The organism is Streptomyces sp. NPDC101191 (assembly GCF_044767915.1).
Classification (GTDB): domain Bacteria; phylum Actinomycetota; class Actinomycetes; order Streptomycetales; family Streptomycetaceae; genus Streptomyces.
This window is the reverse complement of the sequence record NZ_JBIWOU010000018.1, coordinates 10091-30247: the sequence shown is the minus strand read 5'-3', so window position 1 is coordinate 30247 and position 20157 is coordinate 10091. Positions and strand designations below refer to the sequence as shown.

The window sequence follows — 20157 nt, the reverse complement described above, 5'->3', positions numbered from 1 at the left end:
ACCGCCGCGGCGAACGGCGTGATCTTCGCCTCCGCCAGCGCACGGACCGTCTCACGGAGCATCTCGTGCTCCTCCGGCAGGCGATACAGGTCGAAATCGGCAGAACCCGCCACGCTCATTCACTCCCACGCTTGCTAACTACCGTTAAGTAACTCAAATGGTAGGGCGAGACCGGGCCCCGATCCAGGCCCCGACTATGCTCGGGCAGGCATTCCGCCCGACCTCGACTCCTCACTGGAGACCGCATGGCCCTGAAGATCACCGTGATCGGCACCGGCTACCTCGGCGCCACGCACGCCGCGGCCATGGCGGAACTGGGCTTCGAGGTCCTCGGGCTCGACGTCGTCCCCGAGAAGATCGAGATGCTCTCCGGCGGCCGCGTCCCCATGTACGAGCCGGGCCTGGAGGAGCTGCTCGCGCGGCACGTCGAGGGGATCGAGGGGTCCAGCGGGCGGCTGCGGTTCACGACCTCCTGGGAGGAGGTCGGCGCCTTCGGCGACATCCACTTCGTCTGCGTGAACACCCCGCAGAAGCACGGCGAGTACGCCTGTGACATGTCGTACGTCGACGCCGCCTTCGCCTCCCTCGCCGCGGTCGTCCGGTCGGGGGCCCTGGTGGTCGGCAAGTCGACCGTCCCGGTCGGCTCGGCCGAGCGGCTCGCCGGCGTGCTGCCCGTGGGCGTCGACCTGGCCTGGAACCCGGAGTTCCTGCGCGAGGGATTCGCCGTCCAGGACACCCTGCGCCCCGACCGGGTCGTGATCGGCGTGCCCGGGGGGACGCGCGGTGACCGGGCCGAGAAGCTGCTGCGCGAGGTGTACGCGGTGCCGGTGGCCGAGGGCTCGCCGTTCGTGGTGACCGACTACCCGACCGCCGAGCTGGTGAAGACCTCCGCGAACTCCTTCCTCGCCACGAAGATCTCCTTCATCAACGCGATGGCGGAGGTGTGCGAGGCCGCCGGTGGCGACGTCGCCAAGCTGGCGGAGGCGATCGGGCACGACGAGCGGATCGGCAGCAAGTTCCTGCGGGCCGGCATCGGCTTCGGCGGCGGCTGCCTGCCCAAGGACATCCGGGCCTTCATGGCGCGGGCCGGCGAGCTGGGCGCGGACCAGGCGCTGACCTTCCTGCGCGAGATCGACTCCATCAACATGCGGCGCCGCGCGTCCATGGTCGAGATGGCGCGCGAGGCGCTGGGCGGCGGCTTCCTCGGCAAGCGGGTGGCGGTCCTCGGCGCGACCTTCAAGCCCGACTCGGACGACGTCCGCGACTCGCCGGCGCTGAACGTGGCCGGCCAGATCCACCTCCAGGGCGGCCAGGTCACCGTCTACGACCCCAAGGGCATGGAGAACGCCCGCCGGCTCTTCCCGACGCTCGCCTACGCGCCGACCGCCCTGGACGCGGTGCGCGGCGCGGACGTGGTGCTGCACCTGACCGAGTGGCGCGAGTTCCGCGACGCGCTCGACCCGGCGGAGCTGGCCCGGGCGGCCGCCTCCCCCGTGATCCTCGACGGCCGCAACGCCCTCGACGCGGTCCGCTGGCGCGAGGCCGGCTGGACCTACCGCGCGATGGGACGGCCGCGGGCCTGACCCGAAGCCGTGCCCGCGGGGCCCGGTGCGTACCTCTGAGGCACGGACCGGGCCCCGCGCCGGGCGCGGCGGACCGGACCGACCCGGGGACGGGCCGATCGGGGCGCCCGGACGGAACGACGAGGGGCCCGCCGTGGCGGGCCCCTCGTGTCACTCCGTCACTTCCCTTGCGCCGCCTGGGCGTCGAAGGACTCGATCGTCGCGACGGACGGGCCCCGCAGCGCCCGCTGCTCGCGCGCGACCGCCTCCGCGTCCCGCAGCACCCGGACCGCGTTGGACCAGGTCAGCTTCGCCAGGTCCGTGGGCGACCAGCCGCGGGTCAGGAGCTCCGCGATCAGGTTCGGGTAGCCGGCGACGTCGTCGAGGCCGTCCGGGGTGAACGCGGTGCCGTCGTAGTCGCCGCCGATGCCGATGTGGTCGATGCCGGCGACCTCGCGCATGTGGTCGAGGTGATCGGCGACCGTGACCGCCGTCGCGACCGGGCGGGGGTTCTCCGCCTCGAAGGCCCGGTGGATCGCCATGGCCTCGGGGGTGGTGGAGAGGTGGTGCAGGCCGTGCGCGCGCATGTTGTCGTCGGCGCGGGCGGTCCAGTCGACGGCCGCCGGCAGGATGAACTTCGGTACGAAGGTCGCCATCGCCACGCCGCCGTTGGCGGGCAGCCGCTCCAGGACGTCGTCCGGGATGTTGCGCGGGTGGTCGCAGACCGCCCGGGACGAGGAGTGCGAGAAGACCACCGGCGCGGCCGTGGTGTCCAGCGCGTCCCGCATGGTCGTCGCGGCGACGTGCGAGAGGTCGACGAGCATGCCGCAGCGGTTCATCTCGCGGACGACCTCGCGGCCGAAGGCGCTCAGACCGCCGTGCCGGGGCTCGTCGGTCGCCGAATCCGCCCAGTCGTTGTTCTCGTTGTGGGTGAGCGTCATGTACCGCACGCCCAGGGTGTGCAGGGCACGCAGGGTGGCGAGGGAGTTGTCGATCGAGTGGCCGCCCTCGGCCCCCTTGAGGGAGGCGATCCGGCCCTCCTTGCGGGCCGTCTCCATGTCGTCGGCGGTCAGCGCGGGCGCGAGGTCGGCCGCGTACCGGTCGAGCAGCTGGTCGACGACGTCGATCTGCTCCAGGGTGGCGCTCACCGCGTGGTCGCCGGCCAGTCGGCCGGGCACGTACACGGACCAGAACTGGGCGCCGACGCCGCCGGCCCGCAGCCGGGCGAGGTCGGTGTGGAGCGCGCCGCGCTGGTCGCCCGCGATGTCGAGCCGGTCGAGGTCGTAGCCGCAGTGCTCGCGCAGCGCCCAGGGCAGGTCGTTGTGCCCGTCGACGACGGGGGCGGAGGCGAGCAGCTCCCGCGCCTCCGCCAGGCGGTCGGCCGGGCTGCTCACTGGGCGAACCCGAACGCGCCCGAGCCCTCGACCTTCTGCCGCAGCCGCTTGCCCTTCTCGGTGGCCTGGTCGTTGAGCTCCTGCTGGAACTCCTTCATCCGGCCGAGCAGTTCGGGGTCGTGCGCGGCGAGGATGCGGGCCGCGAGCAGACCGGCGTTGCGGGCGCCGGCCACCGAGACCGTGGCGACCGGCACACCGGCCGGCATCTGCACGATCGAGAGCAGCGAGTCCATGCCGTCGAGGTACTTCAGCGGCACCGGCACGCCGATGACCGGCAGCGGGGTGACCGAGGCGAGCATGCCCGGCAGGTGGGCGGCGCCGCCGGCACCCGCGATGATCGCCTTGAGACCGCGGTCGGCGGCCTGCTCGCCGTACGCGATCATCTCGCGCGGCATGCGGTGCGCGGAGACGACGTCGACCTCGTACGCGATCTCGAACTCGTCCAGGGCCTGCGCAGCGGCCTCCATGACGGGCCAGTCCGAGTCGGACCCCATGACGATGCCGACGAGCGGGTGCGCAGCGGGCGGATTACTCAACGATCGTTCCTCGCAGGTAGTCGGCGGCGTGGCGGGCGCGCTCGAGCACCTCGTCCAGGTCGTCGCCGTAGGTGTTGACGTGGCCCACCTTGCGGCCGGGCTTCACGTCCTTGCCGTACATGTGGATCTTGAGCTGCGGGTCGCGGGCCATGCAGTGCAGGTACGCCTGATACATGTCCGGGAAATCGCCTCCCAGAACATTGCACATCACGGTCCACTTCGCGCGCGGGCGCGGATCGCCGAGCGGAAGGTCCAGCACGGCCCGGACGTGGTTGGCGAACTGCGAGGTGACCGCGCCGTCCTGGGTCCAGTGGCCGGAGTTGTGCGGGCGCATGGCGAGTTCGTTGACGAGGATCCGGCCGTCGCGGGTCTCGAAGAGCTCCACGGCCAGGTGACCGACGACGTCGAGCTCCTTGGCGATCCGCAGGGCCAGCTCCTGCGCCTGGCCGGCCAGCTCGTCGTCCAGGTCGGGCGCGGGCGCGATCACGGTGTCGCAGACCCCGTCGACCTGCCGGGACTCGACCACCGGGTACGCGACGGCCTGGCCGTGCGGGGAGCGGACGATGTTCGCGGCGAGCTCGCGCGCGAAATCGACCTTCTCCTCGGCGAGGACCGCCACGCCGGCCTTGAAGGCGTCGTGGGCGTCCGCTTCCGAGCGCACGAACCAGACACCCTTGCCGTCGTAGCCGCCGCGCACGGTCTTCAGGATGATCGGGAAGCCGTCGCCCTCCGCGGCGAAGGCCGCCGCGTCGGCCGGGTCGGCCACGAGGCGGTGCCGCGGGCTGGGCACGCCGATCTCGTCGAGCCTCGCCCGCATCACCCCCTTGTCCTGGGCGTGCGCGAGGGCTCTGCGGCCGGGCCGGACGACGACGCCGTCCGCCTCCAGGGCCGCCAGGTGCTCCGCGGGCACGTGCTCGTGATCGAAGGTGATCACGTCGCATCCGCGCGCGAAGTCACGCAGCGTGTCCAGGTCGCGATAGTCGCCGATGACGACGTCGCTGACCACCTGGGCCGCCGAGTCCTGCGGGGTGTCACTGAGCAGCTTGAACTTGATGCCGAGGGGGATGCCCGCCTCGTGGGTCATACGGGCGAGCTGACCGCCACCGACCATGCCGACTACCGGGAACGTCACCCTCTTAGGGTATCCGCACAAGTTCCGGAGCCTCGTCCGGCTGTGTCTTGTCACAGCCCGCAGTGGGCTCGCACACGGATCGCGAGCATCACAGGCGGGTGGCGGGAGGGGTGGTTAGCATGGCTTGGTTGACGTCGTCCGGGCGTCTGCGGAACACCTCCCAAACGGACGGGACAGACCGATCACGATGAGTGAACCCGGCGCGCTGCGCATGCGAGTGGACCGGCTCGTCCGCGAGGTCGCCAAGTTCGGCGTGGTAGGCGGACTCGGCGTCCTGGTGAACCTGCTCGTCTTCAACGTGGTCCGCCACGTCACCGAGCTTCCGGTGGTGCGGGCCGGCATCATCGCCACCGTCGTGGCGATCGTCTTCAACTACGTGGGGTTCCGGTACTTCACGTACCGCGACCGCGACAAGTCGGGCCGCACCAAGGAACTCGTCCTGTTCCTGCTGTTCAGCATCGTCGGCATGGTGATCGAGAACGGCGTGCTCTACACGGCGACGTACGGCTTCGGCTGGGACACCCCGCTGCAGAGCAACTTCTTCAAGTTCTTCGGCATCGGCGTCGCGACGCTGTTCCGCTTCTGGTCGTACCGCACCTGGGTCTTCCGCGCGCTGCCGGCGAAGGAGGCCGTGCAGACCGCGGAATCGTTCCTGGAGAAGGCGCCCCGCCAGCCCACCCGCCGGCAGCCCGACCGGGTCTGATTCCGGCCCGGGCCGGGTCCGGAACGTAGCGCCCTCCACGCGGAGGGCGGGGCGCCGCCGCGGCCGGCGCCGCGGGCCCGGCAAGATCCGCCGCGGGCCCGGCAAGATCAGAAAGCGACGGCCTAACGCACCGGGCGCTCCGGCTCCGTTTCCGTACGGCTCCTGACCTCGCGGCTCAGGAACAGCGCGAACACCGGCGGCTGCTGCTGGAGCAGCTCCAGACGGCCGCCGTCCGCCTCCGCGAGGTCCCGTGCGACCGCCAGGCCGATGCCCGTGGAGCTGCGGCCGCTGACCGCCCGCTCGAAGATCCGCGCCCCCAGGTCGGCGGGCACCCCCGGGCCCTCGTCGGTCACCTCGATCACGGACTGGTTGCCGGTGACGCGGGTGCGCAGGGCGACCGTGCCGCCGCCGTGCATGAGCGAGTTCTCGATCAGGGCGGCCAGCACCTGGGCGACCGCGCCCGGGGTGCCGACGGCCCGCATGCCCTGCTTCCCGGAGTGCACGATGGCCCGGCCCGCGCTGCGGTAGGCCGGCCGCCACTCGGCGAGCTGCTGCTTGATGACCTCGTCGAGGTCGAAGGCGACGGCGGAGCCCGTCCGCGGGTCGCGCGAGTTCGTGAGCAGCCGCTCGACCACGTCGGTAAGCCGCTCGACCTGCGTGAGGGCGATCGTCGCCTCCTCCCGGACCGTGCCGAGGTCGTCGGCCATGGCGACCTCCTCCAGGCGCATGGAGAGCGCGGTGAGGGGCGTACGGAGCTGGTGGGAGGCGTCGGCGGCGAGCCGGCGCTCGGCGGTGAGCATCCGGGCGATGCGCTCGGCGGAGGCGTCCAGCACGTCCGCGACCCGGTCGAGCTCGGGCACCCCGTAGCGCTTGTGCCGGGGGCGCGGGTCGCCGGAGCCGAGGCGCTCGGCGGTCTCGGCGAGGTCGGTGAGCGGCGAGGAGAGCTTGTTCGCCGCCCGTACGGCGAGCAGCACGGCGGCCACCACGCACAGCAGCGCCACCCCCGCGATGATCAGCAGCGTGCGCCCCACCTCCGCCATGACGACCGAGCGGGCCTCTTCCACGACCACGGTCTCGCCGCGCTCGCCCTCGGCCAGACCGCGGATGACGCTGCCGGAGGGGCGGGTGCCGATCTCGATGGGGTCGCGGCCGGGGATCAGGACGCGCGCGTAGCGCTTGGCGCCGCTCTGGTCGGCCAGGATCGCCGGGTTCACCGGCTCGCCGCCGATCAGCCGGCTGTCCACGATGGACACGATCCGCAGGGCCTCCGAGTCCACGCTCTCCTGGGCGCTGCTGGAGGCCGTGCGGGTCTCGACGATCACGAGCGAACCGCCGAAGACGGCGATGACGACGAGCACCACGGCGAGCGTGGAGTTGATCAGGCGGCGACGCACGGAGGACCGGGCCTAACTCTTCTCGAAGCGGAAGCCCACGCCCCGGACGGTGGCGATGTAGCGGGGGTTCGCCGCGTCGTCGCCGAGCTTCTTGCGGAGCCAGGAGATGTGCATGTCGAGGGTCTTGGTGGAGGACCACCAGGTGGTGTCCCAGACCTCGCGCATCAGCTGGTCACGGGTGACCACCCGGCCGGCGTCCCGGACCAGGACGCGGAGGAGGTCGAACTCCTTCGCGGTGAGCTGCAGCTCCTCGTCGCCCATCCAGGCGCGGTGCGACTCGACGTCGATCCGCACGCCGTGGGTGGTGGGCGCGGCGGCGGGCTCGGTGGCGCCGCGCCGCAGCAGGGCCCGGACGCGGGCGAGCAGCTCGGCGAGGCGGAAGGGCTTGGTGACGTAGTCGTCGGCGCCGGCGTCCAGGCCCACGACCGTGTCGACCTCGTCGGCGCGGGCGGTGAGCACCAGGATCGGCACCGTGTGGCCGTCGGCGCGCAGCCGGCGGGCGACCTCCAGGCCGTCCATGCCGGGCAGTCCCAGGTCGAGCACGACCAGGTCGACCCCGCCCTGGAGACCGGCGTCGAGGGCGGTCGGGCCGTCCTCCCTGACCTCGACCTCGTACCCCTCCCGCCGCAGGGCGCGGGCCAGCGGTTCCGAGATGGAGGCATCGTCCTCGGCGAGCAGTACACGGGTCATGGGGTGATGGTAGTCCGCACGGACGCGGGGCCGGGGCGTGATCCACAGGGCGACGGCGACGCCTCTGGATCTTGGCGCGTAATCTCCTCATGACCTTCGAAAGAGCGAAATCGGTTCCAGTACTACCTGTGATCCATCTCTCAAGTCCTTCCTAATCGGGCACTGTCGTGTCGTATGGTGTCGAGAGTTCTGTAGCGGTAATCGGGGACCTTTGGCCGTGTTGGTGCGCCAAGGGTCTCTTTTCTGCACAAGGCGGTCTCGACGGCCTTGAGGACAGTGAACGACCTGTGGGCCGGGTCCTACGGCGCGAAGACGCGTCAGGGCGTGGATCCCGGAGGGGTGCGACCGCTCCCCGCCGGTGCCGGCCTCCCCCACCGGGCGCATCCCGCTCACGAAGCGCGCGTCCCGACAGAGCAAGGATCGACATGGCGTCCAGCCTGACGACGGCTTCTACCGGAGCCTCCGGTTCCGAGAAGACCTTCTTCGGCCACCCCCGCGGCCTGGCCACCCTCTTCATGACCGAGATGTGGGAGCGCTTCTCCTACTACGGCATGCGGGCCCTTCTGGTCCTCTACCTGGTCTCGGGCGGCGCCGACGCCGCCACGGGCAGCCAGGGCGGCGGCCTGGCCATGACGGCCGCCACGGCCACGGCGATCTACTCCGTGTACGTGTCGATGGTCTACCTGATGGCCATGCCCGGTGGCTGGTTCGGTGACCGCGTCTGGGGCGCCCGCAAGACGGTCACCATCGCCGGTTTCGTGATCATGGCCGGTCACGCCTCGCTCGCCATCCCGGGCCAGGCGATGTTCTTCGTCGGTCTGGCGCTCGTCGCCGCCGGTTCCGGTCTGCTGAAGGCCAACATCTCGACGATGGTCGGCCACCTCTACGACGGCCCGGACGACCCGCGCCGTGACGGTGGCTTCACGCTCTTCTACATCGGCATCAACCTGGGTGCCTTCGTCGCGCCGTTCGTCGTCGGCACCGTCGGCGAGAAGGTCAACTGGCACCTCGGCTTCGCGCTGGCCGCGATCGGCATGGGCGTCGGCCTGCTGCAGTTCCTCGTCGGCACCAGGAACCTCAGCCCGAAGAGCAACCTGGTCCCGAACCCGCTCAGCGCCGCCGAGCGCAGGAGCGTCCTGGTCAAGGTCTGCCTGGTCCTGGTCGTGGCCGCCGTCTTCTACGGCGTCGTCATCGGCCTCGGCATGTACACCCTGAACTGGGCCCTGGTCCCGATCACCCTCGCCGGTCTGATCATCCCGGTCGCCGTCCTGGTCCGCATCAAGCGCGACAAGGACCTCGACAGGACCGAGCAGTCGAAGATGTCCGCGTACATCTGGTTCTTCGTCGCCGCCGCCGTCTTCTGGATGATCTACGACCAGGGTGGCTCGACCCTGTCGCTGTTCGCCGACGACAAGACCGCCGACACCGTCTTCGGCCTCGGCTTCCCGGCCACCTGGTACCAGTCGCTGAACCCGCTGTTCGTCATGGCGCTGGCCCCGGTCTTCGCCTGGCTGTGGCTGTGGCTGGCCCGCAAGAACCAGGAGCCGAACACCGTCGTGAAGTTCGCGATGGGCCTGGTCCTGGTCGGCGCGTCCTTCTTCGTCTTCATCGTCCCGATGAACATGGCGGGCGACGGCACCAAGGTCTCCCCGATGTGGCTCGTCTCGATCTACATGATCCAGACCATCGGTGAGCTGTGCCTTTCCCCGGTCGGCCTCTCCGTCACCACGAAGATGGCCCCGCAGAAGTACGCCTCCCAGATGATGGGTGTCTGGTTCCTCGCCGTCACCGCCGGTGACTGCACCACGGGTCTGCTCTCGCTGGCCGGCGTGGACCTGAACGGCACCGGGATCATCGCGATGCAGGCGGCCCTGGCCGCCGTCGCGGGAGTCGCGGTCTGGAGCTACCGCAAGAAGGTCCAGTCGCTCATGGGCAGCGTCCACTGACGCGTCCTCACGCACGAGGCGGAGGCCGCCGCACCGGGTTCGGTGCGGCGGCCTCCGCCGTTCCGTTCTCCGGGGGCGTCAGCGGCGGAGCCGGGCCCACGGGGTGAAGGTGAACACGGCGCCGCCGAGCAGGATCGCCGTGCCCGCGACCAGGGCGAGCGCGCGCAGCGCGCCGTCGTCCCCGGCACCGGTCTGGGGCAGTTCACCGCCCGAGCCGCCCGAGCTGCTGCCGCCGCCCCCGGAGGCGCCGCCGGCCTGCTTCTCGGTGTCGAGGGTCAGCGAGGCCTGCACCGAGCCCTTGACCTCACAGGGGATCACGATGGGCGAACCGCCCAGCGAGACGCTGATGGTCAGCTTTCCGGGGCTGAGCGTGGCCTTGCCGCTCGCTCCCGGCTTGTAGGTGCCGGTCATGTCGGTCAGGTCGACCGGCTTGCCCGCCTCCAGGGGAGCCGGGTTGGGGGCGCCGGTGACCGTGACCGCACCGCTGTCGGCACCCCCGATCCGCACGGTCATGGACGGCTTGAGGGCGCCCTTGGGGAGGGCGGCCGGGCTGTTCATGACGCCCTTGGCGGTCTTGACGGTGAGGGCGTACGAACCGCCGCTCTTCTTGGCGTTGATGGTCACCTTGGAGGTGATCGAGTCGGGGCCGGGCGCCTGGCAGGCGAAGTTCACCGCGACCTCCTTGCCGGGGAAGTCGGTCTGGCCGCCGCCCCCTCCGGAGGTCCCGCCGGCCGTGCTCCCGCCGGAGGCGGTGGTGCCGCCGGACGTGGTCGAGCCGCCCGAGGTGGTCGTACCGCCGGAGGTCGTCGTACCGCCGGACGTGGTGGTGCCGCCGGAGGAGCCGGAGCCGCCGCCGTCCGTCACCTTGATCGTGGCGCCGACCGCGACCGTCTCCTTCGGCGAGCACGTGGTGTCCGTCGACAGCGGCTTGGAGACGTTGATCGTGTACTTGCCGGGCGTCAGCGTGATCTCGCCCGCCTTCTCCAGTTTGAGCTTGCCCTTCATGTCCGGCAGGACCATCGGGCTGTTCTTCTTGATGGGCGGGTTCTGCCGCGGCCCCTCCATCGCCAGCGTGCCGCTCGCGGCGCCGCCGAGCGTGATGACGCCGGTCGGCTTCACCGTGTCCTTGTCGAGGTCGAGGATGTCGGGGTTCTTCGAGGCGGCCTCGACCGTCTTCCAGACCACCTCCACCTCGTCGCCGACCTTGGCCTCGGCGGGCGCGGTGATCTGCACCTTGGTGGTGCCCTGCACCGGCGGGAGGCCGGAGATGGAGGGCGGGATGCACTCGGTCCTGTACGAGACCTCCGCCGCCATGGCGGGGCCGGCGGCCAGCAGGACCCCCGCGCCGCCGAGCATCAGGGCGACACCCGCCGCGCTGATCCTCCGTGTCGTGCGTGTCGGGCTCACGACTGTCCCTTCGTCGTCGGGCTGTTCTCTGACGGTGCGGAGTCGGGGGTGAACCACGGCAGGACCGCGGTCGGTTCGTCACCGGCACCGGCCGCCGGTACGGACACGGGGCCGGGTGCGCGGCGCGTGGGACGCGGCCGGCCGGCGGCACTCCGCCTGATCCGGCGCCGGCCGGGCGGGCGGACCCGGTCGACGACCGCCATGCCGACGCGGAACAGGGCGGCCGGGACGACGACCGCGAGCAGCAGCCAGAACAGGGTCACGCCCCACGGGCGTCCGACGCCCCAGGGCTGCTCGATGATCACCTGCCCGCCGTACCGCACGGACACCTGGTAGTCGCCGTGGGCACCCGCGGTCAGCTCGACGGGCAGCCTCACCAGGGCCTTGCGGCCGGGCTCGATGGTGCCGCGCCACTGCCGTTCCTCGTACTGCGGCGAGAACACCCCGTGGCTGGTGCCGACCTCGAAGACGGGGTCCTTGACCGCCGTCTGGCCCAGGTTGCCGAGGGTGACGACGACCTCGCGGCGGGCGGGGGCGCCGAACCGGACGAGCACGCCGCTGGAGCCTTCGAGCCGGGCGGAGGTCAGCACCCGCAGCGCGCCGGGCCCCGAGGCCTCGGGCAGTGGGGCGGTCGGATGCCCGGCCACCGTGAAAGCGACGTCCACGACGTCCTGTTGGCCGGTGACCCCGGCGACGTGGACGACGCAGGGGCAGGGCCTGGGCGGCTCGGCGACCGGCAGCTTCCGGCTGAAGGTGCCCTTGGCGTCGACCGTGGCGGCGCGGCCGTCGGTGTTGGCGCAGGAGTTGGTGCCCCCGATGACGCCCTGCCCGGGCGTGGCCTGGCCGCAGACCAGCAGCATGAGCAGGGCGCCGGGCTTCCAGCCGGAACCGCTGACGGTGATCTCGCCGCCCTTGCCGCCCTGGCTCTGCGAGAGCGCGACCCCGGGCCGCTCGGCCGCGGTGGCGGTGGCCGGCAGCAGGGCGAGCAGCACCGCGGCGAGCAGCGCGCCCGCCGCCGTACGCAGGTACGTCATCGTCTCCTCCGTATCGCGTACGTGGCCGTGCCCGCCGCCGCGAGGAGGACGGCCGCCAGGACGCCTACGCCCGCGGGCGAGGCGAAGGCGGCGTCCGCGCGGGCGCTCGCGGGGGCGGCGCCCGGGGCGCCGGCCGTCAGACGGACGGTGACCGAGTCGAGCGCGGGCGGATCGGGCCACGGTTCGGTGCGGGTGGCGCGCTCGCCGGGGCGCAGGACGAGCGGAAGCGGGCGTTCGGGGCGGTCGAGGACGGTGCCGAGCAGGCCCTCGGCGCGTACGGCGAGACGCGGGGCGAGGACGGTGTTGCCCCGGTTGACCAGGGTGTAGCGCAGGGTGCCGGAGGGCTCGACGCGGACGTCCTCGACGGTGAGGGCGGCGAGCCGCGGCCCGCTGACCCGCAGGTGCAGCGGGACGACCGTCTCGCGACCGGCGGCGCCGGCCCGTACGGAGCCCTGGTGGTCCCCGGGCGGGGTGTCGGCGGGCACGGTGACGGCGAAGGGCACGTCCGCCCGCGTCCGGGCGGGCACGGTCACCGAGCGCACGGCGAACGCGATGGACGCGCCCTCGCCGCTGAGCCGCACGGTGAGCGGCCGGGCCCCGGTGTTGGTCACGGACAGCGTGTCCTGCAGCACGCTGCCGGAGGCGCCCTCCAGGTACACGTACGGGCGCCCCGCGGCGGGCTCCGCGCTCCACCCGGCGAAGGCGGTACGGGCCGGGCCCGGTGCCGGGGCCGTCGGCGACGCCGCCGCCGCGGCCGCCCCGGGCCCGGCCGTCCCGGCCGCCGCGAGCAGGGCGGCGGCCGCGGCCCGTGCCACCCGCATCAGCGTGCCGTGTGCCGTGCGGTGCGCCGGGTGAGCCAGAGCACCCCGGCCGTGCCGGTCAGCAGGACGGTGCCGCCGAGGGTGCCGAGCGCGGTGGCCGAGTCGAGCGGGCCGGTCCTGGGCAGTTCGCCGCCCGAGCCCGTCCCGCCCGAGGAGTCGTCGGAGCCGCCGGATCCGCCCGAGCCGCCCGGCGCCGTCACGTCCAGTTCGAGGGCGGCCTTGGGGCTGTTCGTCGGCTTGCAGACGGCCGCGTCCATGCCCAGGGCGTGGACGGTGAGGGTGCCGGCCGTGAAGGTGACCCTGCCGCTCTTCTTCGGGGTGTACGTACCGGTCAACTGCCCGATTTTGATGGGGGTGTCGGCGGGGATGAGGGCCGCGTTGGGCACGCCCTTGACCTGGACCCTGCCGCTCTCCGCGCCGCCGAGGACGAGCTCGGCGCGCGGGGTCATGACGCCCTTGGGGAGGTCGACCGGACTGTCGGAGACGCCCTTCTCGAAGGACATCGTGATCGTGTACGCGCTGCCACTCTTGACGGCCTTGATGTCGACGGGCGAGACGGCGCTCTTCGGGCCGATCTTCGTCTCGCAGGCGTAGTTGACGTCGACGACCTCGGCCTGCGCGGCGGGCGCGGAGAGCAGGACGGCCGAGCCCGCCACCGCCGCCGTCAGCGCACAGGCTGTTCTCCTCCGGTACGGCACCTCGAGCACCCCTCACCGCAAAGTTGCTGACGGTCTATCAGATTGGCCGTCAAGGTACGCCTGGGGCCCTGCGGAGGGAAGAGAGAAGGGTGTGAAAGTCCTACGCGGGTGCGGCCAGCTCGGCCCAGACCGTCTTGCCGGGGGCGCCGGGGACGCGCTCGACGCCCCAGTCCCGGCAGAGGCGCTGGACGATGAACATGCCGTGCCCGCCCGGCCGTCCGGCGCGGTGCGGGGTGCGCGGGGCGGGCTGACCGGTGCCGCGGTCGGCGACTTCGAGGCGCAGCACCTCGGCGAGGCGCAGCACGCGCAGGCTCTCGGGGCCCTCGGCGTGCAGGCAGGCGTTGGTGACGAGCTCGGAGACCACGAGCAGGACGTCCTCGGCGGCGGCGCGCCGGTCGGCCGTGGCCGCGGGCAGCCAGCCCCAGTCGTAGAGCGCCTGCCGGGTGAAGTCGCGGGCGAGCGGGACGGTGCCACTGGCCGCCCCGAGGGCGATGGTGCGGACCTCGGGTTCGCCGGAGGCGGTCTCCTTCAACGCTTCACCTCACCGTTCAGCCGATTGACGAGTTCAGGACACAGGACCGGGCCCGGAGTGCCGGGCCTGATCGGGGGGCTCAGCCGGGGAGGGCCGAGTCGAGCGAGTCGTGGAGGGTGAAGACGGCGTCCGCTCCGGTGATCTCGAAGACCCGGGCCACCGGCGGCCGCATCGCCGCCAGATGGACTCCGCCGCCCGCGGCGTCCGCCCTCAGCCGGGCTCCGAGCAGGACGTTGAGTCCGGTGGAGTCGCAGAACTCGAGGCGTGAGCAGTCGAGTACGAGACGTGTCCGGCCCTCGTCGAGGGCTTGGTCGAGTGGCGCACGCAACAGTTCGGCGGTGTGGTGATCGAGCTCACCCACCGGGGTGAGCACCTCGCTCGCCCCCACGGTGCGGACCTCGACCCGGAACCGCCCGGGTGCGCTGCCGGTGTGCTGGCGGTACATGCGTCGAACCATACAAGCGCACCGCCGTTCACCGCACACAAGCTCCATCGCAAAGGTGATGAACCGGACAATTGCCACTTGCAACCATCGGGGTTGAACCGGTAGGCCTAGAAGAACACATTCCACTTGGCCGGCCTCGGAGGCGCCGCAAACCGCAGCGAGACAATGATGGAGGAGAGCATGTCCCCCCGGCTCGACGTACCGGACCTCGCGGTCACGGACCTCGCGGAACTCCCGCGGATCCCGCCCGCCGACGAGCTCGCGCCGCACGACGCGCGCGCCCTGTCGAAGACCCTCTTCGCCCGCCTGGGCGACCTGGAGGAGGGCACCCACGAGTACGCGTATGTACGCAACACCCTGATCGAACTCAACCTGGCCCTGGTCAAGTTCGCCGCCTCGCGGTTCCGCACCCGCAGCGAACCCATGGAGGACATCGTCCAGGTCGGCACCATCGGCCTGATCAAGGCGATCGACCGCTTCGAACTGTCCCGCGGCGTCGAGTTCCCCACCTTCGCGATGCCGACGATCATCGGCGAGATCAAGCGCTTCTTCCGCGACACCTCGTGGTCGGTGCACGTCCCGCGCAGGCTCCAGGAACTCCGCATCGACCTCGCCAAGGCCGGCGACGAACTCGCCCAGCGCCTGGACCGCGCCCCCACGGTCGACGAACTCGCCCACGCCCTGGGCATCAGGACGGACGAGGTCGTCGAGGGCATGGCCGCGGCCAACGCGTACACCGCGAGCTCCCTGGACGCGCCGCCCGACGAACTCGACACCGACGGCGGCACGCTCGCCGACCGGCTCGGCTACGAGGACCACGGCATCGAGGGCATCGAGTACATCGAGTCGCTCAAGCCGATGATCGCCTCGCTCCCGGCCCGCGACCGCCGCATCCTGTCGCTCCGCTTCACCGCCGGCCTCACCCAGTCGGAGATCGGCGAGGAACTCGGCATCTCCCAGATGCACGTCTCGCGCCTCCTCTCCCGCACGCTGGCCCGGCTGCGCAAGGGCCTGACGATCGACGAGTGACGTCCGGCGGGACCGCGTGGCGCCGGCGTCCGTACGGACGGTCACGCCGGCGCCCCGGAACGGTCCGCCGGCGTGGACGGGCCGGGCGGACCGCCCGCCGCCCGGGCGCTGCGCCGCCACCGCGCCGCCACGGAGGGCGGCACCGCGCACGGCCCACCCGCCGGCGGCCACGCGACCGACGGGGACCGCCGGCCGGAGCCCGGGTGACGTCGCTCACGCCCTGGGGCGCGCGCCGGGCGCCGTGATCCCCGCCCTCTCCGCAGGACACACCCGCGCGCCGCTCCCCTACCGGCCTTCCCCCGCGTCGCCCAGCGCCGCTCCGAGGCGGGCGGCGAGGCGGCTCGCCCGGGTGACGTCGCCCCATGTGGAGACACGGACGAAAACGGTGTGATGCGCGGTCCACCCGGAGCGCTCGGCGCGCTCCCCGTGGAAGACCACCTGGACCCCGTCCTCGCTCCACCAGCCGGACGGCTCGCGCTCCCGCGGGTCCGGCCACACGCCCTGCCAGTCGATCCACGCCTGCCCGTCCCCGAGCGCCGCCACGAAGCGCGCCTCGACCGTGCCGCACGCCATGTCGGCCGTCACGTCGAGCGGCAGCTCCCCGGCGAGGGCCTCGTCGCTCGTGGCGGCCAGGTCGACCTCGAAGCACCGCCATGCGCCGGTCTCCGGGTCGGTGCGCGGCTCCAGGTGGTCGAACAACCCCTCGGGCAGCACCTCCGCCATCCGCCGCACGTCCCGCACCGTACGCAGCTCCGCCCCGAGGCTCACCTCGGGGCGGAGCTCGTCGAGCAGCGCGCAGAGCCGTCTCGCCGTCGCGAGCGCCTCGGCGGCGTCGGTGGTCCGGTGGACGGGCCAGGTCCGGTGACTCCCCATGCGCGTCACCCTCGCACAGCCGCCGGACGCCCCCACCACGCGCCCGGGCGGGCGTCCGGCGGGGGCGTCCGGCGGGGCGTCAGACCGTGCGCACGCCCTTGCGCCAGACCTCCGAGACCAGCGGCACGCCCGGCCGGTAGGCCAGGTGGACGTGGGACGGAGCGTCGAGGAGCGCGAGGTCGGCGCGGGCGCCGACGGTGAGGCGGCCGACGTCGGTGCGGCGCAGGGCGGCCGCCCCGCCGGCCGTCGCGGACCAGAGGGCCTCGTCCGGGGTCATCCGCATGTCGCGGACCGCGAGCGCGATGCAGAAGGGGACGGAGGAGGTGAAGGACGAGCCGGGGTTGCAGTCCGTGGACAGCGCCACGGTGACGCCCGCGTCGAGGAGACGGCGCGCGTCCGGCCATTCCGCCCGGGTGGAGAACTCCGCGCCGGGGAGGAGCGTGGCGACCGTGGCGCCCGAGGCGAGCGCGTCCACGTCCGCGTCCGTCAGGTGGGTGCAGTGGTCGGCGCTCGCCGCGTCCAGCTCGACCGCGAGCTGCACACCGGGGCCGTACGACAGCTGGTTGGCGTGCACGCGGGGGTGCAGGCCCCTGGCCTTGCCCGCGGTGAGGATCGCGCGGGCCTGGTCTCCGTCGAACGCGCCCTTCTCGCAGAAGACGTCGACCCACCGCGCGTACGGGGCGCAGGCGTCCAGCATCTCGCCGGTGACCAGGTCCACGTACGCGGCCGGGTCGTCGGCGTGGTCGGGGGACACGATGTGGGCGCCGAGGTAGGTGACCTCGTCGGTGTGCTCGGCGGCGATGCGGAGCGCACGGGCCTCGTCCTCGACCGTCAGGCCGTAGCCGGACTTGGTCTCGAAGGTGGTGGTGCCCTGCCGCAGGGCCTCCCGCATGAAGCGGGCGACGTTCGCGGAGAGTTCGGCGTCCGTGGCGGCGCGGGTGGCGGCGACGGTGGTGCGGATGCCGCCGGCCTTGTAGGGCTGGCCGGACATGCGGGCGTTGAACTCGGCGGTGCGGTCCCCCGCGAAGACGAGGTGGGAGTGGGAGTCGACGAAGCCGGGGATCACCGCACGGCCCGCCGCGTCGACCCGGTTGTCAGTGGCCGGTGCTTTGCTTGATTCACCGACCCAGACGACACGGTCGCCTTCGATGACGACGGCCGCGTCCTGGATCAGGCCCAGGGGGGTTCCATCACCGAGGGAGGGATCGTTGGTGACGAGGCTGGCGATGTTGACGATGGCCGTGGCGGCCGTCGCCACGGGGCTGTTCGCGCTCGTGGGCGCGGAGGTCGGCGCCGGGTTGTTCGTCGCCGCGGGGCTCGTGTCCATGATGCGAGGTGTCTCCTTCAGCCGCGCAGGGCGGCGATCGAGTCCGCGAGGGCCTGCCCCACGTCCGGGACGGACCGGTGGACCCCGTCCTGTACGACGTGACGGCCGCCCACGACCGTGTGCCGCACGTCCGCGGCCGACGCTGCGAATACCGCCGTCTCGGCTGCCAGACGCGGCAGCGGCCCCGCTGTCCTGACGGAGTCCAGGGCGATCGTCGTGAAGTCGGCGAAGGCGCCGGCCGCCAGGACACCCGCGTCCTGCCAGCCCAGCGCCGCGTGCCCGTCCGCCGTCGCCGCCCGCAGCAGCGCGGCCGCCGTCCAGTGGCCGCGGGTGCGGGTGCGCAGGCGCTCGTCGAGCTCCATCGCCCGCGCCTCTTCCAGGAGGTCGATGACGGCGTGGCTGTCGCTGCCCAGCGAGAGCGGGGAGCCCGCGCGCTGGAGGGCGACGGCGGGTCCGATGCCGTCGGCGAGGTCGCGCTCGGTGGTGGGGCACATGCAGGTGCCGGTCGCGGAGCCGCCGATGAGCGCGATGTCCTGGTCCGTCAGGTGTGTGTTGTGGACGCCCACGGTCCGCGCCCCGAGGACACCGTGGTCGGCGAGAAGCTGGGTGGGGGTCCGGCCGTGGGCCGCCCGGCAGGCGTCGTTCTCGGCGGTCTGCTCGGAGAGGTGGACGTGGAGCGGGGCCTGCCGGTCCTGCGCCCACCGGGCCACCGTGGACAACTGGTCCGCCGGAACGGCGCGTACGGAGTGGATGGCGGCGCCGATCCGGACGCCCTCCCGCTCCTTGAGCGCCGACGCCCGCTCGGCCCAGGCGTCCGCCGTGCCGTCGGTGAAACGGAGCTGGTGCGGCTCGGGGGCCGCGCCGAAGCCGGCCGAGAGGTAGGCCGTGTCGAGGAGGGTGATGCGGATGCCGGCCTCGGCGGCCGCCGCGATCAGGGCCTCGCCCATGGCGTTGGGGTCGGCGTAGGGGGTGCCGCCGGGCGCGTGGTGCAGGTAGTGGAACTCGCCGACGGAGGTGATGCCGGCGAGCGCCATCTCCGCGTACACGGCGCGGGCCAGCGCGAAGTAGCTGTCCGGCGTGAGCCGCTGGGCGACGGTGTACATGACCTCGCGCCAGGTCCAGAAGGTGCCGGAGCCGACCTGGACGGTGCCGCGCAGGGCGCGGTGGAAGGCGTGCGAGTGGGCGTTGGCGAGGCCCGGCAGGGTGAAGCCGCGCAGGACGACGGCGCCGGGCGGGGGCGTCTCGGCCCCCCTCCGGACCGCGGTGATGCGGCCGTCGGCCACGTCGAGCAGCACTCCCGGCTCGACGTGGGTGTCGAGCCAGGCGTGCTCGAGCCAGTAGGTGGTCACCTGCACGCCAGGCCCTCCAGTACGTCGGCGAGTGCGCGGACGCCGGCCACGCAGTCGTCCTCGGCCGCGAACTCGGCCGGGGAGTGCGAGACGCCCGTGGGGTTGCGTACGAACAGCATGGCGGTCGGGATGGAGGCGGACAGAATGCCCGCGTCGTGTCCCGCTCCGGTCCCGAGCACCGGGACCTTGTCCCCGGTGCTCTCGCCGAGCAGCCGGCTCATCTCGTCGCGCAGGGCGTGCCCGAACTCGACGACCGGCGTGAACGACTCCCGGACGACCGCGAGGTCGACGCCCTGGCGGACGGCGTGCGCGCGGGCCGCGGCCTCGATGCCGGCGACGACGGTGTCCAGGGACTCCTGGTCGGCGGCGCGGGCGTCGAGCCAGCCGCGGACCAGCGACGGGATGGCGTTGACGCCGTTCGGCTCGACGGCGATCTTTCCGAAGGTGGCGACGGCGCCCGCGAGTTCGGCCTCGCGCCGGGCCGAGAGGACGGTCTCCGCGTACGGCAGCATCGGGTCGCGCCGGTCGACGAGCCGGGTGGTGCCCGCGTGGTTGGCCTCGCCGTGGAAGTCGTACCGCCAGCGGCCGTGCGGCCAGATGGCGGAGGCGATGCCGACCGGGTCGCCGGACAGGTCCAGGGCGCGGCCCTGCTCGACGTGCAGCTCGACGAAGGCGCCGATGCGGCTCAGACGCTCGGGGTCGTGGCCGATGGCCTCGGGGTCGTGGCCGGCGGCCTCCATCGCCTGCGGGAGGCTGATCCCGTCGGCGTCGCGCAGCTCGAAGGCCTTCTCCTTGGTCAGCTGACCGGAGGTGAGCCGGGAGCCGACGCAGGCGAGCCCGAAGCGGGCACCCTCCTCGTCGCCGAAGTTGACGATGGCGAGGGGCCGCTTGAACGAGACGCCGCGGGAGCGGAGTTCGTCCAGGGCGGCGAAGGCGGACACGACGCCGAGCGGGCCGTCGAAGGCGCCGCCGTCGGGCACGGAGTCCAGGTGGGAGCCGGTGACGACGGCGTCACCGGCGGCCGGGTCGCCGAGCCAGGCCCACTGGTTGCCGTTGCGGTCGGTCTCGACGTCGAGCCGCCGGGCCTCCGCCTGCATGCGGAACCACAGGCGGCAGTCGGCGTCGGCACCGGTCCAGGCGTAGCGGCGGTATCCGCCTGAGGCGTGGGGGGGGGCCGGGGGGCCCCCCCCCCCCCCCCCACACGAGCATGCGGTGGGGCCGCCCGCCCCAGAACACGCCCCGGGGCCCCACCCGCCCCGGGCGGAGGGCGAGCCGGTACGCGCGC

Annotated in this window: 19 protein-coding genes; 4 read left to right on the top strand and 15 right to left on the bottom strand. The window is 72.8% G+C overall.

What is annotated here, in order from left to right; all coding sequences use genetic code 11:
* Positions 1-245: 245 nt before the first annotated feature.
* Positions 246-1583 carry a UDP-glucose dehydrogenase family protein gene (locus ACIRQF_RS38050; protein ID WP_376638460.1) on the top strand — a complete coding sequence of 446 codons (1338 nt, stop codon included), beginning with the start codon at positions 246-248 and terminating at the stop codon, positions 1581-1583.
* Positions 1584-1741: 158 nt separating this feature from the next.
* Here the strand turns inward: ACIRQF_RS38050 and ACIRQF_RS38045 are convergent, their stop codons facing one another.
* The 3 genes from ACIRQF_RS38045 to ACIRQF_RS38035 are packed head-to-tail and all read right to left on the bottom strand — an operon-like array spanning position 1742 to position 4624.
* Complete coding sequence (locus ACIRQF_RS38045; RefSeq protein ID WP_382487662.1) at positions 1742-2956, bottom strand: dipeptidase; 1215 nt, start codon at positions 2954-2956, stop codon at positions 1742-1744.
* The gene (gene purE, locus ACIRQF_RS38040; RefSeq protein ID WP_382487673.1) at positions 2953-3450 is read right to left on the bottom strand and encodes a 5-(carboxyamino)imidazole ribonucleotide mutase; all 498 of its coding nucleotides are present in this window, start codon (positions 3448-3450) and stop codon (positions 2953-2955) included. Before purE ends, ACIRQF_RS38045 begins: the two co-directional genes overlap by 4 nt.
* A 34-nt stretch (positions 3451-3484) precedes the next feature.
* Complete coding sequence (locus tag ACIRQF_RS38035; RefSeq protein WP_376638458.1) at positions 3485-4624, bottom strand: 5-(carboxyamino)imidazole ribonucleotide synthase; 1140 nt, start codon at positions 4622-4624, stop codon at positions 3485-3487.
* Between the two features lie 187 nt (positions 4625-4811).
* On the opposite strand from ACIRQF_RS38035, the gene ACIRQF_RS38030 reads away from it, so the two are divergent.
* Positions 4812-5327: a GtrA family protein gene (locus ACIRQF_RS38030; protein ID WP_376638457.1), complete on the top strand. Its 516-nt coding sequence runs from the start codon at positions 4812-4814 to the stop codon at positions 5325-5327.
* Between the two features lie 122 nt (positions 5328-5449).
* Here ACIRQF_RS38030 and ACIRQF_RS38025 read toward each other — a convergent pair whose 3' ends face one another.
* Together ACIRQF_RS38025 and ACIRQF_RS38020 are read right to left on the bottom strand one after the other, a co-directional pair.
* Positions 5450-6721: an ATP-binding protein gene (locus ACIRQF_RS38025; RefSeq protein ID WP_376638456.1), complete on the bottom strand. Its 1272-nt coding sequence runs from the start codon at positions 6719-6721 to the stop codon at positions 5450-5452.
* Between the two features lie 12 nt (positions 6722-6733).
* The gene (locus tag ACIRQF_RS38020; RefSeq protein ID WP_365350689.1) at positions 6734-7411 is read right to left on the bottom strand and encodes a response regulator transcription factor; all 678 of its coding nucleotides are present in this window, start codon (positions 7409-7411) and stop codon (positions 6734-6736) included.
* Between the two features lie 425 nt (positions 7412-7836).
* Between ACIRQF_RS38020 and ACIRQF_RS38015 the strand changes: the two genes are divergently transcribed.
* Entirely contained in the window at positions 7837-9357 is a 1521-nt protein-coding gene (locus tag ACIRQF_RS38015; RefSeq protein ID WP_376638455.1) for a peptide MFS transporter, read from the top strand.
* Between the two features lie 78 nt (positions 9358-9435).
* Here the strand turns inward: ACIRQF_RS38015 and ACIRQF_RS38010 are convergent, their stop codons facing one another.
* The 6 genes from ACIRQF_RS38010 to ACIRQF_RS37985 all read right to left on the bottom strand — a co-directional run bounded on the left by ACIRQF_RS38010 (position 9436) and on the right by ACIRQF_RS37985 (position 14294).
* A complete protein-coding gene (locus tag ACIRQF_RS38010; RefSeq protein ID WP_404099601.1) occupies positions 9436-10737 on the bottom strand; it encodes a hypothetical protein in 1302 nt (433 codons plus the stop codon).
* Between the two features lie 23 nt (positions 10738-10760).
* The gene (locus ACIRQF_RS38005) at positions 10761-11798 is read right to left on the bottom strand and encodes a hypothetical protein (protein ID WP_382487772.1); all 1038 of its coding nucleotides are present in this window, start codon (positions 11796-11798) and stop codon (positions 10761-10763) included.
* Positions 11795-12613, bottom strand: a complete 819-nt coding sequence (locus tag ACIRQF_RS38000; protein WP_404099593.1) for a hypothetical protein — start codon at positions 12611-12613, stop codon at positions 11795-11797. The genes ACIRQF_RS38005 and ACIRQF_RS38000 overlap by 4 nt, the downstream gene beginning before the upstream one ends.
* Before the next feature lie 5 nt (positions 12614-12618).
* Positions 12619-13317, bottom strand: a complete 699-nt coding sequence (locus ACIRQF_RS37995; protein WP_404099590.1) for a peptidase — start codon at positions 13315-13317, stop codon at positions 12619-12621.
* 100 nt (positions 13318-13417) lie between these two features.
* On the bottom strand, positions 13418-13849 hold the full coding sequence (locus ACIRQF_RS37990; protein ID WP_376638452.1) for an ATP-binding protein: 432 nt from the start codon (positions 13847-13849) through the stop codon (positions 13418-13420).
* 79 nt (positions 13850-13928) lie between these two features.
* On the bottom strand, positions 13929-14294 hold the full coding sequence (locus tag ACIRQF_RS37985; RefSeq protein ID WP_376638451.1) for an STAS domain-containing protein: 366 nt from the start codon (positions 14292-14294) through the stop codon (positions 13929-13931).
* 168 nt (positions 14295-14462) lie between these two features.
* On the opposite strand from ACIRQF_RS37985, the gene ACIRQF_RS37980 reads away from it, so the two are divergent.
* The gene (locus tag ACIRQF_RS37980) at positions 14463-15323 is read left to right on the top strand and encodes an RNA polymerase sigma factor SigF (protein WP_376638463.1); all 861 of its coding nucleotides are present in this window, start codon (positions 14463-14465) and stop codon (positions 15321-15323) included.
* Positions 15324-15608: 285 nt separating this feature from the next.
* Here ACIRQF_RS37980 and ACIRQF_RS37975 read toward each other — a convergent pair whose 3' ends face one another.
* The 4 genes from ACIRQF_RS37975 to ACIRQF_RS37960 form a co-directional block, all read right to left on the bottom strand.
* Complete coding sequence (locus ACIRQF_RS37975) at positions 15609-16196, bottom strand: hypothetical protein (protein WP_404099586.1); 588 nt, start codon at positions 16194-16196, stop codon at positions 15609-15611.
* A 79-nt stretch (positions 16197-16275) separates the two neighbouring features.
* Complete coding sequence (hutI, locus tag ACIRQF_RS37970) at positions 16276-17523, bottom strand: imidazolonepropionase (RefSeq protein WP_382487761.1); 1248 nt, start codon at positions 17521-17523, stop codon at positions 16276-16278.
* A 17-nt stretch (positions 17524-17540) separates the two neighbouring features.
* Positions 17541-18878: a formimidoylglutamate deiminase gene (locus tag ACIRQF_RS37965; RefSeq protein WP_404099582.1), complete on the bottom strand. Its 1338-nt coding sequence runs from the start codon at positions 18876-18878 to the stop codon at positions 17541-17543.
* On the bottom strand, positions 18869-20157 hold a 1289-nt coding region (locus ACIRQF_RS37960; protein ID WP_404099579.1), incomplete at its 5' end, for an allantoate amidohydrolase. The genes ACIRQF_RS37965 and ACIRQF_RS37960, both read right to left, overlap by 10 nt.